12 protein-coding genes are annotated in these 15,551 nt (G+C 72.8%); 6 read left to right on the top strand and 6 right to left on the bottom strand.

All coding sequences use genetic code 11. From position 1 onward, the window contains the following. Positions 1-46: 46 nt before the first annotated feature. Positions 47-2,893 carry a BTAD domain-containing putative transcriptional regulator gene (locus ACFYX3_RS36700; protein WP_389023311.1) on the top strand — a complete coding sequence of 949 codons (2,847 nt, stop codon included), beginning with the start codon at positions 47-49 and terminating at the stop codon, positions 2,891-2,893. Here ACFYX3_RS36700 and ACFYX3_RS36695 read toward each other — a convergent pair. The 3 genes from ACFYX3_RS36695 to ACFYX3_RS36685 form a co-directional block, all read right to left on the bottom strand. Next, positions 2,867-3,142 (bottom strand): hypothetical protein, encoded by a 276-nt coding sequence (locus tag ACFYX3_RS36695; RefSeq protein ID WP_389023308.1) that lies wholly within the window; start codon positions 3,140-3,142, stop codon positions 2,867-2,869. The two genes, ACFYX3_RS36700 and ACFYX3_RS36695, sit on opposite strands and share 27 nt — an antisense overlap. Next, the gene (locus ACFYX3_RS36690; RefSeq protein ID WP_389023305.1) at positions 3,139-3,735 is read right to left on the bottom strand and encodes a DUF6434 domain-containing protein; all 597 of its coding nucleotides are present in this window, start codon (positions 3,733-3,735) and stop codon (positions 3,139-3,141) included. The genes ACFYX3_RS36695 and ACFYX3_RS36690 overlap by 4 nt, the downstream gene beginning before the upstream one ends. Before the next feature lie 84 nt (positions 3,736-3,819). Beyond that, entirely contained in the window at positions 3,820-4,296 is a 477-nt protein-coding gene (locus ACFYX3_RS36685) for an SRPBCC family protein (protein WP_389023302.1), read from the bottom strand. A 272-nt stretch (positions 4,297-4,568) separates the two neighbouring features. Between ACFYX3_RS36685 and ACFYX3_RS36680 the strand changes: the two genes are divergently transcribed. Together ACFYX3_RS36680 and ACFYX3_RS36675 are read left to right on the top strand one after the other, a co-directional pair. Beyond that, complete coding sequence (locus tag ACFYX3_RS36680; protein ID WP_389023298.1) at positions 4,569-6,065, top strand: MFS transporter; 1,497 nt, start codon at positions 4,569-4,571, stop codon at positions 6,063-6,065. Next, on the top strand, positions 6,062-6,712 hold the full coding sequence (locus ACFYX3_RS36675; RefSeq protein WP_389023295.1) for a TetR family transcriptional regulator: 651 nt from the start codon (positions 6,062-6,064) through the stop codon (positions 6,710-6,712). Before ACFYX3_RS36680 ends, ACFYX3_RS36675 begins: the two co-directional genes overlap by 4 nt. 18 nt (positions 6,713-6,730) lie before the next feature. Here the strand turns inward: ACFYX3_RS36675 and ACFYX3_RS36670 are convergent, their stop codons facing one another. Next, entirely contained in the window at positions 6,731-7,345 is a 615-nt protein-coding gene (locus ACFYX3_RS36670; protein ID WP_389023292.1) for a TetR/AcrR family transcriptional regulator, read from the bottom strand. A gap of 62 nt (positions 7,346-7,407) precedes the next feature. Further along, positions 7,408-8,661 (bottom strand): amino acid deaminase/aldolase, encoded by a 1,254-nt coding sequence (locus ACFYX3_RS36665; protein ID WP_389023288.1) that lies wholly within the window; start codon positions 8,659-8,661, stop codon positions 7,408-7,410. A 207-nt stretch (positions 8,662-8,868) separates the two neighbouring features. Between ACFYX3_RS36665 and ACFYX3_RS36660 the strand changes: the two genes are divergently transcribed. Beyond that, positions 8,869-10,206, top strand: a complete 1,338-nt coding sequence (locus ACFYX3_RS36660) for a D-arabinono-1,4-lactone oxidase (protein ID WP_389023285.1) — start codon at positions 8,869-8,871, stop codon at positions 10,204-10,206. Positions 10,207-10,249: 43 nt separating this feature from the next. Here ACFYX3_RS36660 and ACFYX3_RS36655 read toward each other — a convergent pair whose 3' ends face one another. Next, on the bottom strand, positions 10,250-11,857 hold the full coding sequence (locus ACFYX3_RS36655; RefSeq protein ID WP_389023282.1) for a multicopper oxidase family protein: 1,608 nt from the start codon (positions 11,855-11,857) through the stop codon (positions 10,250-10,252). 229 nt (positions 11,858-12,086) lie between these two features. On the opposite strand from ACFYX3_RS36655, the gene ACFYX3_RS36650 reads away from it, so the two are divergent. Then, the gene (locus ACFYX3_RS36650) at positions 12,087-12,527 is read left to right on the top strand and encodes an Lrp/AsnC family transcriptional regulator (RefSeq protein ID WP_376582690.1); all 441 of its coding nucleotides are present in this window, start codon (positions 12,087-12,089) and stop codon (positions 12,525-12,527) included. Positions 12,528-12,580: 53 nt separating this feature from the next. Beyond that, on the top strand, positions 12,581-15,544 hold the full coding sequence (locus tag ACFYX3_RS36645) for an aminotransferase (protein ID WP_389023278.1): 2,964 nt from the start codon (positions 12,581-12,583) through the stop codon (positions 15,542-15,544). Positions 15,545-15,551: the final 7 nt, after the last annotated feature.

Below are 15,551 nucleotides of genomic sequence, written 5' to 3'. Positions count from 1 at the left end.
AACGGGCGGCGACGGATTTCGGCGCGGGGCCAGGGGGAGAGTGGTCATGCAGGAGCTGACGGAGTTACAGGCACGAGCGGGGCACCTGGCGGTGCGGCTCCTCGGACCGGTCGGCGCCCGGCTGGGCGGGGAGCGGATCGAGCTCGGCCCGCCGCAGCAGCAGGCGGTGTTCGCGATGCTGGTGCTGCGGCGTGGCCACGTCGTCGGGATCGGGCAGTTGGTGGAGGGGGTGTGGGGGTCGGCTGCCGCGCCACGTAGTGCGTCCTCGGCCGTCCGCACGTACGTCTCGCAATTGCGCACGGCCCTGGAGCCTGACCGGCCCCTGCGGTCCGGAAGCCGGATGATCGTCACCTCGGAGGGCGGGTACCGGTTCCCGATGCCCGCGGTCGTCGTGGACGCCGAGGTGTTCGCGCACGAGACCGCGGACCGGGGCGGTTCGGCCGAGGCCGTGTACGAGCGGCTGACGCGCGCGGTCGGGCGCTGGCGAGGCGTCCCGCTGGCCGGGGTGCCGGGGCCCTGGGCGGAGCGCCGCCGCGAACAGCTGACCGAGACCCTCGCGGCGGCACGCGAAGACCTGTACGCCACGGCCGTCGAGCTGGGGCGTTACGGGGAGGTGGTCACCGAACTCCAATCCATGGTCCGAGAGTTTCCGCTTCGGGAGCGCTCGTACGGGCTGCTGATGGTGGCTCTGCAGCGCACCGGGCGTCAGGTGGACGCCGCCCGGGTGTACGACGAGGCGTGCGAGGTGCTGGCACGGGAGCTGGGGACGCAGCCGTCGGCGGAGCTGAGGGACCTGCATCGTGGACTCCGTACGGGACGAAGAGCGGAGCCCCTTGCGTGGACCGGTGGCGCCGGCGCCCGTCCGGTGCCCTCGTCCCGTGGGGTCGCCTCGGGCGATCGCCGATGGGGTACGTCGGTTGTGGGCGGGGAAGCAGGCCCGCACCTCTCCGTGCGCCGATCGGCCGGCGCCTTCGGCCACCAGCGGCGGCCGTCCACGGGGGCGGACCGGCGGACCGGAGCACGCGCGGCCGTGGGCGGCGTGAGGAGGGCTGCGGCACCCCTCCCCAGCGACATCGGCGACTTCACCGGGCGCAGCCGGCTCGTCGGTGAGATAAGGGACCACCTGCTCCAGGCCCGCTCCGGGCAGCACGGCCCGGCGATGGCCGTCGCGACCGTCACCGGCATCGGCGGCGTCGGCAAGACCGCGCTCGCCGTCCACGTGGCGCACGGCCTGCGCGCGGCCTTCCCCGACGGACAGTTGTACGTCGGCCTGCGTGCCGGCGCCGCTCCCGCGGACCCGGCCGGTGTCCTCGCCGATCTCCTCTCCATGCTCGGCACCCCGCCCGACCGGCTGCCGCTGGACCTGGAGGAGCGGGCCGCGCTCCTGCGCACTCTCCTCGCCGACCGCCGTGTGCTGCTGGTCCTGGATGACGCCCGGGACGCCGCCCAGGTCCGTCCTCTCCTGCCCGGAACGGCCGGCTCCGCGGTGCTCATCACCACCCGGGCTCCTCATATCGCGGTGCCCGGAGCCCGTTCCTTCGCCGTGGACGTCTTCGCCGAAGCCGAGGCGGTGAAGCTGCTCGGCGCCCTCGCGGGCTCCGTACGCGTGACCGCGGAGCCCGAGGCCGCCCGGGCCCTGGCCGACTCCTGCGGCCGTCTGCCGCTCGCCGTACGCATCGTCGGGGCCCGCCTCGCCGCCCTGCCGCGCCACAGCCTGCGCGCCTTCGGGGAGCGGCTGGCCGACGCCCGCACCCTGCTCGGCGAGCTGAGCCACGGCGACCACGCGGTGGAGTCCGCGTTCCAGCTCGGCTACCGGGCCCTGACGTCCGATCAGGCCAGGGCGTTTCGTCTCCTGTCCCTCCTCGACGCGCCCGACGTGCCGCTGCCCGTCGCCGCAGCTCTGCTCGGCAGCGAGGAGAACGCGGCCGAGGACCTCGCGGAGGGTCTGGTCGACGCCGGAATGCTGGAGTCCCCCGCTCCGGGTCGTTATCGCCTGCACGACCTGCTCCGGCTGTACGGCCGACGGCTTTCCGATTCCACCGAGCGTGCCGAGGACCGGGCGGCGGCGCTGCGCCGGGTCCTTGCCCTCCTCTACGGCAGCGCGGTGCGTGTGGCACGGACGGCGCTGCCCGGCGACGCGCCCTCACCCCCCTGGCTCCATCCGGTGGGCCATGCGGGCATCGCCTTCGCGGACGCCGAGCAGGCCCGCGCCTGGTTCCGCGCGGAGCACGCCGTGCTCACCTCTGCCGTGGAGCAGGCGCTGGCGTCGGTTCCCGACGCCCTGCGGACGGCCGTGGACCTGCTGACGCTGATCGCGGTCTGCAGCCTGTTCCCGAGCCGTGGGCATTACGAGGACGCCTGTCGGCTCGCCGGATCGACCGCCCGGCGGGCGGCCGAGGCCGGTGAGCCCGAGTACCGCGCCCGGGCGCTGCACACGCGGGCCTGGCTTTCGAGTCTGGTCGGCGAGTACGCGGCGGCGGAGACGGACCTGCGCGAGGCGCTCGCCTGGGCGGAGGAGGCCGGCTGCGCCCGGCGCCTTCACATGTCGGGGGTGCTGCTGGCGCTCGTCCTGCGCGCCACGGGACGCGTCGGGGAGTCGGAGGCCGCGATGGCCAGGGCCGAGCGTTTCGCGGGCGATCCGGGCGACCCGGCGAGCCCTGCCGGCTTCGCCCGCTTCGTAGCCCGCCTGCACGTCGCCGTGGGCGCGGAACGGCCCCCGACCGGGCTGCCTCTGATGACACCGCTGATGCGCCGAGTGGACGCCCACGGGACGTCGCTGGTCAACGCAGAGGGTGTGGTCCGCCTGGGGGCCGCGCTGAGCGGGCTGGGGACGTCGGACGACGGATCGTGGGTGGTCGTCGACCGGCTACCCAAGGGCTCGGTAGTCAGGTGACGGACCCGCCAGCTCGGGGTGTTCCACTACGTAGCGATCGCCGTGGATCGCCTTCATCGCCCAGTGCCACGCCTCGTCGTGAAAGACGAGTCCGCGGTACGGGTCCTCGGCCGGCTCGTACGGGTAACACTCCAGGGCGGCTTGCTCAGCCTCCTCCGGAGCCAGCCCGCCGTGGTGCTGCATGACCCATGCGTAGCCACGCCGTTCGGCCTCCAGGCAGTCGACGTACTCTGCTTCGCTCCAGGTCATGGCTCGACGGTAGACCGGTACGACGCCGATGAGGCCGGGTCACGGGGTCGGTCGCGGTGAGCGCGCCAGGCCGCGAGCGCTTCGGTGCGGCCGCCACCCGGATGCTCCGCGTTCCAGTCGCGCAGGAAGCGGTTGAGCTCGAATTGCGAGCCGATCTCCTGTGGTTCGGCGGCGGCCTGGCGCGTGGCGTGCCAGTGAGCGACGGCGTCCGCCAGGGTGCGCCCGGCCCCTTCGGCGACGAACGCCCTCATGCAGGCATCGAAGTGGAAGGCCGGCCCGATCTCGCGGCGGAAGTACTCGCGCAGCACCTGGCTGCACCGCTGTCCCTCGGGAATCACGGTGGACCCGTCCACCGGCGCGGCGAGCTGGCGGCCGCTGCTGCGCTCCCGAGGCGGCTCGACCGGCGGGGCAACACCGTCCAAGGTGGCCCGGAGCCGTTCCGTCAGCGCGGCCTTCCCGCCGCCTCGCCGAACCCCGAGCTCGCGGGCGAGCACGGTCAGCTCGGCCAGCGTCCAGTACCAGCGGGCCAACTCGTCCCCGCTCAACGCCGCGCTCAGCTCCGGTCGCCGCTCAGTACCGGCATGCGCACTCATGTCCCCAGGATAGGAGAGGCGGTGCAGCCGGCTCTCGTCCGGTGCTCTGTCTGCGGGGCCTCGTCGCGAGATGTGCTCGACGCATCACCGGGCGGCGGTCCCTGACGGGGTCTCGGCGGCGTTCCCCTGCTGCTCCCGAACGGCGATCCGGGCGAGTTTCGTCAGCATCATGCCGTTGCGGATGGAGACGAGGTAGTCGACGGGGAGTCCGTGCATGCGGGTGCCGGGGCCCCGCAGGGGATGCCACTCGAGAAGGAAGAGGGTGTTCTCGCCCCAGGGGATCAGGTTCATGGCGATGCGGGCCGCACCGAAGGGTTCCGCCTTCGCCTCCAGCTCCAAGCGGCGCTCGGGCTCGCAGATGCGGACGACACACGTGTCGTCGAGGGTGAGTGGACCGATGCCCACCCGGACCCGGAGCCGGGCGCCCACCTCGGGCCAGTGCGGGTCGGCGACCATGACCTGCTGCGTACCCGAGACCCACTCCCCGTAGCGATAGCCGTCGGACAGCAGGCCCCACACTTTGGCCGGCGGGCTGAGGATCAAACGGCGATTACGGGACACTGCGACCGCCTTCCTTGTTCTCGCCGGGAGCGGCTTCTTCTCGCTGGGAGCGGCGTCCGTGGTCCAAGCCGACGCTAATCGGAACCCGGCTCCCCCGCACGCGCAGCGGGCCGTGGGCGGGACCGCGCCCGGCGCCGGCACGGCTGCAGGTGGCTCCCGGCGGGGTCCACGGGCCCCTCTCTTGGCGTGGGGTGCACACTTGTTTACCCTGAAGGGGGTGAACAGACGTGCACCCCTGTCCTTCCCGCTTCCCGCACCGCCCCTGGAGCACGATGACCTCCGTCGAACCCCTGTCCGGCACGACATCCGGACGCACCCGTTCCCGGCTCGTCGTGCCCGTCCTCGCCTTCTGCGGCACGGTCGTCGCCGTCATGCAGACCCTCGTCGTACCGCTGCTGCCGCACGTGCCCGAGCTGACCGGGGCGAGCGTGGGTGCGGCGGGCTGGCTCGTGACCGTCACCCTCCTCACCGGCGCGGTGTTCACTCCGGTGCTCGGCCGGGTCGGCGACCTGTACGGCAAGCGGCGGGTCCTCCTCGCGTCGCTCGCGGTGCTCACCCTCGGTTCCCTGCTGTGCGCGGTCAGCTCCGACATCGGCATGCTGATCACCGGCCGGGCGCTCCAGGGCGCGGCTCTCGCGGTGATCCCCCTCGGCATCAGCATCATCCGCGACGAGCTCCCCGCCGAGCGCGTACTGCCGTCGATCGCACTCATGAGCTCCTCGCTCGGCATCGGCGCGGCGATCGGAGTGCCCCTGGCCGCCGTCGTGACGGAGAACTTCGACTGGCACACCATGTTCTGGGCGTCCGCCGCACTCGGGATGCTCGATCTCCTGCTGGTGCTGTGGATCGTGCCGGAGTCGGCCGTGCGCTCCCGGGGACGCTTCGACGTGCCCGGCACGCTGGGCCTCGCCGTCGTGCTGGTCGGTGTGCTCCTGACGATCACCCAGGGTTCCGACTGGGGCTGGACCTCCGCGCTGACCCTCGGCCTGCTCGGCGCCTCGGTGGCCGTCGGTCTGCTCTGGGGCTGGTACGAGCTGCGCACCCCGTCGCCGATCATGGACCTGAGGGTGTCCGCCCGGCCCGCCGTGCTGCTGACCAACGTCGCGGCTCTGCTCATCGGATTCTCGTTCTACGCCAACTCGCTGATCACCGCCCAGCTCGTGCAGGAGCCCACGAGCACCGGTTACGGCCTCGGCGCGTCCATCGTCGTCAGCGGACTCTGCCTGCTGCCCGGCGGACTCGCGATGGTGGCCCTTTCTCCGCTGTCGGCTCGGATATCCGCCACGTACGGCCCCCGCACCGCGCTCGCCGTCGCGGCGGTCGTCATGGCCCTGGGCTACGTGGTGCGCTTCTTCACCAGCCACAGCCTCTGGCTCATCGTCGCCGGCGCCACCGTGGTCGCCTGCGGCACCGCCATCGCGTACTCCGCGCTGCCCGCCCTCGTCATACGGGCCGTGCCGGTGAGCGAGACCGCGTCGGCCAACGGCCTCAACACCCTGATGCGTTCCGTGGGCCAGGCCTGCTGCAGCGCCGTGGTGACCGCCGTACTGGCCCGGATCACCTTCGTGGTCGACGGCCGCACCGCGCCGACGCTCCACGCCTATCTGCTGGTCTTCCTGATCGCCGCCGGGGCGGCTCTCGCCGCCCTCGTCGCCACCCTCCTCCTGCCGTCCGACCGGCCGGGCCGGGACGCCGCGAGCGACGGAGCGCGGCCGGGCGGTACGGTCGCGGCGTCACCGCACACCAGCGCCGCCCGAGGGAACGCATGAGCACCGCCGAAGAACCCACCCCCCAGACCTCCCTGGCCACGGCCGACGCGGATCGAGCCGTCGGCGGGGAAGCCGGGAACTCCCCCACGGACGGAGCGGAAGCGGGGCCTGAGACCGGACGCGAGGCCATCATCCGCGCCGCACGGCGGGCGTTCACGCTCAGGCCGTACGCCGAGGTCACCATGCGCGGCATCGCCGCGGCGGCCGGGGTCAGCCCGTCCTTGATCGTCAAGCGCTTCGGCAGCAAGGAAGCCCTGTTCAACACGGTCGTCGACTTCCGCCAGGCCGCCGACGAGCTCTTCAGCGCCCCGCTCGACGACCTCGGCCGGCACCTCGTGCTGACCATGGTCGACCTCCGCGACCGGCTCCGCGGCGACCCGCTCCTGCGCGTGGTCTTCTCCCTCGGCATCGAGGACGAACGCACCCTGTTGCGCGCCCGCTTCCGCGAGCAGATCACCGATCGCCTCTCCGAAGTCCTCACCGGCCCCGACGCCCGGCTGCGCGCCGAGCTCGTCGCCGGCCAGCTCCTGGGCCTGGGCGCCACCCTGAGTCTCCATCGCCCCGACGGCGCCACCGCCCACACCACCGCCGAACGGCTCGCGGACCTCTACGCCCCGGGCATCCAGCGCCTCGTCGACGGGAGCTGAGCAGCCCGACGGGGCCGCTCAGCTCGTGACGTCGGACGGCTCGGGGACGGCGAGTGCGGCCAGGTGCGCGGCGTAGGCGTCGAGGGCTGCCAGTGCCTGGGCGTCGTCGCGGTCGATCAGCCAGTTGAGGGTGAGGCCGTCCAGGAGGTTGAGGCCGTAGCGGGCGAGGACGGGGATCTCCGTGGTCCAGCGGATGCCGGCGAGGCGGGCGACGGACTGGAGGTGGTCGATGTTGGCCTGGAGGTAGTGCTGGTACTGGCGGCGGGCGACGTCCGCGAGGCCCGGCTCGCGCAGCGCGTACTGGGTGAGCTCGTAGGTGAGCTGGTGCTCGTCGGGGCGTTCGCGGATCCCGTCCCAGTACGCGTGCAGGGTGGCGCGGATGACGTCGGGCGCGGAGGCGCCGTCGGCGAGAGGCGCGGGAGGGAAGGCCAGTGAGCGCAGCATGATCCGTTCGATCACGCTGTGCAGAAGTTCCTGCTTCGAGCGGAAGCAGTAGTGGAAGGCCCCCAGGGGGGCGCCCGCCTCGCCGACGATCGCTCGGGTGGTGGCCTTGGCGACGCCGTCGCGGATCATGACGCGGATGGCCGCCTCGACCAGCTGTTCGCGGCGTTCGTCGGCCGACTGGCGGGCCATGTGTTCTCCCTGGGTGAGGTGTGGTGCGGCGGGCCCGGTCAACGTACCTCGGTGGCCTACGGCTACAGGAAGGCGTGGCCTTCGCCCCGGTAGGTCGGGACGGTGCCGACGATCCGGTCGCCTTCGACGAGGTGCAGCTCGTTCACCCGCTCGCACAGTTCGCCGGCCTTGGCGTGCCGGAACCACACGCGGTCGCCGATCCGCAGGTCGTCCGCGGCGGCGCCGGCGAGCGGGGTCTGGACCTCGCCCGCGCCTTCGCGGGGCAGCAGCCTCAGCCCTTCCGGCCTGGCCGGCAGGGGCAGGCGGTCGGGGCCGCTCGGGCCGGAGGCCGTCCAGCCGCCGCCGAGGACGGTCACATGGCCCGGCGCGGGCCTGCGGACGACGTCCAGGACGAAGTGGGCGGCGGGCAGGGGGCTGAAGCGGCGGTAGTGGTCGAAGAGCCCGGGGGCGTACAGACCGGAGCCTGCGCCGAGTTCGGTCACGGCCGGTTCGGCGGAGGTGGTCTCCAGGCTGCCCGTTCCGCCGCCGTTGACGAACTCCAGCGGTGCGAGGTCCCGTACGGCTCTGACCGCTGCGGCACGGCGCTCGCGCAGTTCGCGTACGGAGGCGCGCTGCACGAGCCGGACGGCCGCGCGGGCCAGGGCCGGGCCGGGCTGGGCGTCTCCGACGCCGGCGATCTGCCCCTCGTACGCCATGATGCCGACGAGCCGGAACCGCGGCCGGGCCAGCACGGCGAGGGCGAGGTCGCGGGCCTGGTGGGGCGCGTACAGCGGCGAGCGGCGCATTCCGAGGTGGAGACGGCCGCCGGCCAGGCGCAGGGAGGCGTCCAGGTCGAGGCAGACGCGCAGCGGCGGACCGTCCGGGCCGACGGCGGCGGCGATGAACTCCAGGTGCTCCACCGAGTCGACCATGAGGGTCACGCGCGCCGCGAGCTGCTCGTCGCCGGCCAGGCGGTGCAGGGCGGGCAGGTCCGCCGTCGGGTAACCGACGAGGACGTCGTCGTGGTCCTCCGCCAGCCACAGCGCCTCGGGGAGGGTGAAGGCCAGGATTCCGGCATAGCCGGGCAGGTCCAGGACGTCGTCGATCAGCCTGCGGCAGCGGAGTGACTTGCTGGCCAGGCGGATCGGTTTGCCGCCGGCGCGGCGGACCATCTGGGCGGCGTTGGTCCGCAGCGCCCCGAGGTCGACGACGGCGAACGGCGGCTGGAGACCGGCCGTGGCGAGCTGGAGGTCCGGGAAGCTCGCGGGCCGGGGCGCCGGGCGCGCGCCTGGGGCCGTGGAGCGGTTCGTGTCCGTGGCGGGGGTGGTACGTCCCATGGCGTATGCCTTTCTCGGGCCGGGGCCGGGACCTGCTCGGGTGGCGCCCACCATGTCTTGGTCGGTTGTCCAGGTCAAGTGTCCGGACCTCTTGACTTGGTCAGCCGTCCAAGTTCAGTCTTCCGGGGACCGCGCGGCCTCGACGAGCGCCGCCGTCGATTCGTCGAATCTGTCGAATCCGTTCATTCCGTCGAGAGGACGTCCGGCATGACCGAGGTGTGGCGCAACTGGTCGGGCAACGAAACGGCCCACCCCGTCCGGGTCCTGCGGCCGGAAAGTACGGCGGAGGTGGTCGCCGCCGTCGAGGGGGCGGCCCGGGACGGGCTGCGGGTCAAGGCGATCGGCTCCGGGCACTCGTTCAGCGGTGCCGCCGTCGCCTCCGGGGTCCAGCTGCGGCCGGACCGCCTGGCCGGTCTGCGCTCCGTGGACGCCGGGAGCGGGCTCGTCACGGTCGACGCCGGGATGCCGCTGTGGAGGCTGGGCCCGCTGCTCGCCTCCCACGGGCTCGCCATGGAGATCATGGGCGACATCGACCGGCAGACCGTCTCCGGGGCGATCTCGACCGGCACGCACGGCTCGGGGCTGCGCTTCGGCGGCATCGCCACCCAGGTCAGGGCGCTGAAGCTGGTCCTCGCCGACGGGTCGGTCGTGCGCTGCTCGGCCGACGAGCGGCCCGAGTTGTTCCGGGCCGCCCGCGTCGGCATCGGGGCACTCGGCGTCGTCACCGAGGTCACGCTCCAGTGCGTCGAGCAGTTCGCCCTGCACGCCCGCGACACGGCGATGCCGATCGCCGAGGTCCTCGACCGGATCGACGAACTCACCAAGGACAACGACCACTTCGAGTTCTTCTGGTTCCCACACAGCGAGACCGCCCTGACCCGGCGCTTCGGCAGACTGCCCGCGACCACGCCCCTGAAGCCGATCGGCTCCCTGTCCCGCCGTATCGACGAGACGGTCAGCGGCCTCGGGTTCGACGCCCTGTGCCGGCTCGGCACCGCGGTCCCGGCGCTGGTGCCGCCGATCGCCCGGTTCGCCGCGCGGGCGATGTCCGCGCGGGAGTTCACGGACCTCTCCCCCCGGGTCTTCGCCTCGCCCCGCGACGTACGGTTCCACGAGGGCGAGTTCGCCATCCCGCGCGAGCACGCCGTCGACGCGCTCCGTGAGCTCAAGCGGTGGATCGACACGACGGGCGAGCGCGTGTCCTTCCCGCTGGAGGTACGGTTCGCAGCCCCCGACGACATCCCGCTGTCCACCGCGTACGGGCGGGAGAGCTGCTACATCGCCTTCCACCAGTACCACCGGATGCCGTACCGCCGTTACTTCGACGCGTGCGAGGAGATCCTCGGCTCCTACGGCGGCCGGCCGCACTGGGGCAAGATGCACACGCTCGACGCCTCGACCCTGCGGTCCCGCTACGAGCGCTTCGACGAGTTCGTCGCCCTGCGCGACGCGCTCGACCCGACCGGGCTCTTCGCGAACCCCTACCTCGACCGCGTCCTGGGGCTCGCCCCCGAGGCCGTACCCGTCGCTCCGGAAGTGTCGTGACCCTTCCCGACGCCGTCCCGGGCCGAGGGCTGCGGCATCCGGCTCACGGGTCGACGTACTCGACGGTCTGCATCATGCCGAGGTCTTCGTGGTGCAGTTGGTGGCAGTGGGCGATGGTGCGGCCGGTGAAGTCCTCGTACGCGACGAGGAAGGTGGCGCTCTCTCCGGGTCTGCCGCCGGCCAGGCCGATGGTGTCGTGCCAGATCGGCGGGTCGAGCCGCTCGCCGTTCCGGTGGGTGAGCAGGACCTGGTTGGTGTGCAGGTGGAAGGGGTGGCCGTGCGCCGGCAGGGTTTCGTCGGTGCGGACCGTCCATCGTTCGACGGTGCCGAGGCGCAGGGTGTGGTTGGTGTGGCCGGGGTCGAACAGGCCGTAGGCGGGGTCGCGGGCGAGGTCGCCGTGGGGGTCGGCCGCGGGGGTCGCGTTCGTCCCCAGGACGCGGAAGGCGTTGGGGAACGCCCCGGGGAAGACGCCCGCGTCGGCGTGGAAGACCACCTCGCGGTCCGCGTCGGGGTTGGCGACGTCCCTCTCGTCGAGGAAGGGCCTGCCCTGCGGCAGCGACGCCGGCAGCTCCATCGGCGGCTCGACGGGTTCTCCCGCGACCTCGACCGTCATCAGCGGGCCGGTCACCGCGGCGGCCCGTAGTTCGTACCGGCCGGGTGCGCCGCCCCTGATCAGGACGTCGGCGCGGTTGCCCATGGCCAGCTCCAGCAGGTTCAGGGCGACGGGCCTCCTGAAGGCGACGCCGTCCTGTGCGATCTGGTGCATCGGCAGGCCGCCGCGCTCGCCGACGAGCCGGAGCCGCAGAACCGTGAACGCGGTCGCGGCGACCAGGCGCCACCGCTGCACCTCGCCGGGACGCAGCCGCAGGGTGGGGTTGACCGTCCCGTTGACGGTGAAGACGGAGGGGACACCGGTCACCCAGCCGCCCGAGGTGAAGGCGGGGACCCTGCCGTCCTTGACCTTGAGTTCGCCGACGCACACGACGAGGTCGGCGGCCGCCCTGATCTCGGGAACCTCGTCGACGTCGCCCTCGACGACGATCACCCCGGCCATGCCGCCGACGATCTGCTCCGCGATGGATCCGTGCAGGTGCGGGTGGTACCAGTAGGTCCCGGCCGGGTGGTCGGCCGGCACGTGGACGGTCGACACGTACCGCGGCTCCGCGGCACCGGCGGCGACCTCGTCGGCGGTGCGTGGCGCGAACTCGCGCAGCACGTTGTCGGCGCACCCGGACGGGGAGACGTGCATCCCGTGGGTGTGCAGGTTGAAGCTGTTCGGGTGGTGCGGCGTGTTGTGGCCGCCGGTGTGGGGCGGGTTGGGCGGAAGGCCGTTGACGTGCGTCAGCCGCAGGGTCTGCCCGGCGCGCACGCGCAGGGTCGGCCCCGGGATCGTCCCGTTGTAGGTGCGGGTGGTGATCCGCCCGTAGCCCGGCACGGAGACGTCCGTGAACCGTACGTCGAGCGTCTCCTCCACCACCGGCGACGCGAAGCCGGGCACCGGACGCGCGGCCGATACAGCGGGCTGCGGAAAGGGCGCCGTCGCAGCGGCCGCCGACTGCCCGGCCAGGGTTCCGCCGGGCGCGGCCGCGAGACCTGCGACGGGGATGGCCTTCAGTAGCGATCGACGGCTGATGCCGCTGCTTTCTCCCATAGCGGGGCAATCTAGATCAACTCGGCCGGGGCGGTCCCGATGGCGCACCGTGAGGCGCTACGGGCCGTCGCATGCGGACGTCGAGCGACCTCGACGGCGCGATCGCGCGCTCAGAGCCCTCGGCGCGCGCGATTCGCGCGTCATGACTCTTGATTCGAGCGTACGAGTCAGGCACTGTGATGGAAACAAGCACAATGCCTGCCGTTCGGGCAGCGGCGAGAGGTGTCTCATGGACGAGATCGATCGGGCCATCCTGCGGGAGCTGCAGGTCGACGGGCGGATCCCCTATGCCGAGCTGGGGCCGAAGGTGGGCTTGTCGCCCTCGGCCGCGAGGCTCCGGCTGCAGCGGATGATCGACGCCAAGGCCGTCCAGGTCGTCGGGGTGACCGATCCGATGACGCAGGGCCAGCAGGCGATGGCGCTGCTCGGTCTGCGGGTCGACGGCGATCCCCGGGCGGTGGCCGATGAGCTGTCCCGGCACGACGAGGTCGTGTACACGGTTCTGACGTCCGGCGGCTTCGACCTGTTCGCGGAGGTCGTGTGCGCCCAGCCGCGCGATCTTCTGGACTTCATCAACGATGTCGTGCGGCCCGTCGAGGGTGTCGCCGCCGTGGAGAACTTCCCCTACTTCGCGATCCACACCCACCGCTTCCTGTGGCACGTCGACTGAGCGCGCCGAAGCCGTCCCAGCCCAGCCCGCCCGTACCAGCCGAGGAACCCCGAATGCCGCACGACGAGCACCGCACCGTCGACTTCTTCACCGAGGACGCCCTTCCCGCACCCCGGGTCGCACCGGCCGACGCCGAGCGCATCGCCGCCCAGCACCTGGGGATCGACGCGCGGGCGGAGGCGTTGGGAAGCCAGCAGGACGCCAACTTCCTGCTGCGCGACGAGAACGGGGCGGCCGCGGCCGTCCTGAAGATCGCCAACCCCGCCTTCGGCACCGTGGAGATCGAAGCCCAGGACGCAGCCGCCGACCTGGTCTCCTCGGCCCACCCGGAACTCCGCATCGCCACCGTCCTGCGGCGTCCGGACGGTTCCCCGCGTCGTGCGGCGGTGGACACCGGGAGCGGGCCGGCCGTCGCGAGGCTGCTGCGGCATCTGCCCGGCGGGACGCTCTCGGGGCCCCGGCACCTCTCCCCCGGCACCGTGGCCGCCATGGGCACGATCGCCGGCAAGGTCAGCACCGCGCTGCGGGACTTCCGGCACCCGGGCCTCGATCGTGTGCTCCAGTGGGATCCGCGCTACGCCGACCGCGTCGTCGCCAGGCTCGCCGGGCACGTCGGAGAGCCCGACCGGCGCGCCGCCGTCCACGCCGCGACCGCCGAGGCCTGGGCACACGTCGAGCGGCTCGCCGACGCGCTGCCCTCGCAGGCCGTGCACCTGGATCTCACCGACGACAACCTGATCCGCCGTCCCGACAGCCGTCCTCCCCTGCCGGACGGCGTCATCGACTTCGGTGACGTGACGACCAGCTGGGCGGTCGGCGAGCTCGCCGTGTCGATCTCCTCGATGCTGCACCACGACGGGGTCGAGCCCCACCACGTCCTGCCGGCCGTCCGCGCCTTCCACGCCGTCCGGCCGCTCTCCCCGGAGGAGGCGGAGGCGCTGTGGCCGCTCGTGGTCCTGCGCGCCGCCTGCCTGGTCGTCAGCGGGCGCCACCAGACCGCCGTCGACGAGGACAACGCCTACGCCGAGGCGGCGCTCGACCGCGAGTGGCGCATATTCGAGCAGGCCACCCACCTGCCCCTTGCGGTCATGACCCGCCTCGTCGGGGACGCGATCGGCCTGGCGGACAAGCCTGCTCGGGCCGATTCGCCGCTGCGCCCTCTGTTGCGGGACCTGCCCGCCGACGACATCGCCGTCGTCGACCTGTCCACCGACGCCGACGCCATGGACGACGGAACCTGGAGCGACGCCGATGCCGAGGCCCGGCTTGCGGCCGCCGCGCTCACGGACGGTGCGGCCGCGGTCGCCACGCGGTACGCCCAGGCGCGACTGAGCCAGGCACCGGCGCTGTCAGGCGTCTCTCCCGCCACGGTGCCCACAGGGATCGACCTGTGGCTCGGTCGCGCCGCCGTGGTGCAGGCTCCCGCCGCGGGAAAGGTCCTTGCCGCCGCTCCGGGCCGTGTCGAGATGACGTACGGTCCCCAGGTACTGGAACTGTCCTTCCCCCGCTCGATCGACCCGGTCGTCGGCCAGGGTGCGACGGTCCAGGCGAGCGCGGACCTCGTCCACCTCCCCGCCGGAACCTCCGTCCGCGTCGCGCTGCGCGCTGCCGACAGCCCTGACGTCCCTCCCCTGGTCCGCCCCGAGTACGCCTCCGGCTGGCTCGCGCTCACCGCCGACCCCGCCCCGCTCCTCGGACTCCCGGCCGTCGAGCGTGCCGCACGCGCGGACCTGCTGGATCGACGCGACGCCGTCTTCGCGACCGTCCAGGGGCACTACTACGCCGACCCGCCCCGTATCGAGCGGGGTTGGCGCCATCACCTGCTGTCCACCGACGGCCGCGCGTACCTCGACATCGTCAACAACGTCACTCCGCTGGGCCACTCCCATCCCCGGGTCGAGCAGGCCGTCTCCCGTCAGCTGCGACGGCTCAACACCAACTCGCGCTTCCACTACGCCTCGGTGGTGGAGTTCACCGAACGTCTCGCCGCCCTCCTCCCGGAGCCCCTGGACACCGTCTTCCTGGTCAACTCCGGTTCCGAGGCGGTGGATCTGGGTCTCCGGCTGGCCATCGGCGCCTCCGGAAACGACGACGTCGTCGCGCTGCGCGAGGCGTACCACGGCTGGACGTACGCCTCCGACGCGGTCTCCACCTCGCTCCAGGACAACCCGAACGCCCTCGCCACCCGACCGAGCTGGGTCCACACCGTGGACTCGCCCAACTCCTACCGCGGCCGGCACCGCGGGAGCGACGCCGTGCGCTACGGGCCCGAGGCCGTCGCGGTGATCGACGAGCTGGCCGCCGCCGGCCGCCCGGCGGGGGCGTTCGTCGGCGAGACGTTCTACGGCAACGCCGGAGGGGTCGCGCTCCCCGACGGCTATCTCGCCCAGGTGTACGCTGCGGTCCGCCGTCACGGCGGACTGGCCGTCGCCGACGAGGTCCAGGTCGGATACGGCCGCCTGGGGCACTGGTTCTGGGGCTTCGAGCAGCAGGGGGTCGTCCCCGACATCGTGTGCGTGGCCAAGGCGATGGGCAACGGGCACCCCCTGGGCGCCGTCATCACGTCGAGGTCGGTCGCGGAACGGTACCGGGAGCAGGGCTACTTCTTCTCCTCCACCGGCGGCAGCCCGGTCTCCAGCACGGTGGGTCTCACCGTCCTGGACGCCCTGCGCGACGAGGACCTCCAGGGCAACGCGGTGCGCGTCGGCGGCCATCTGAAGCGCCGGATGGAGGCACTGGCCGACCGGTACGACATCATCGGCGCCGTCCACGGCTCGGGCCTGTACCTCGGCCTCGAACTCGTCAGGGACCAGGTCACCCTGGAACCCGCCACGGAGGAGACCGCCGAACTCTGCGACCGCATGCTCGACCTCGGCGTGATCGTCCAGCCCACCGGAGACCATCTCAACATCCTCAAGATCAAGCCGCCGTTGTGCATCGACACCGCCGCGGCCGACTTCTTCACCGCCATGCTCGACCTGGCCCTCACCCAACTCGGGCATGGCCGTACGCGGTGACGCCTCC

It is taken from the genome of Streptomyces sp. NPDC002463, assembly GCF_042889835.1.
GTDB classification, from domain to species: Bacteria; Actinomycetota; Actinomycetes; order Streptomycetales; family Streptomycetaceae; genus Streptomyces; species Streptomyces nymphaeiformis.
The sequence above is the reverse complement of the archived record's forward strand: the minus strand, read 5'-3'. Positions and strand labels throughout refer to the sequence as shown.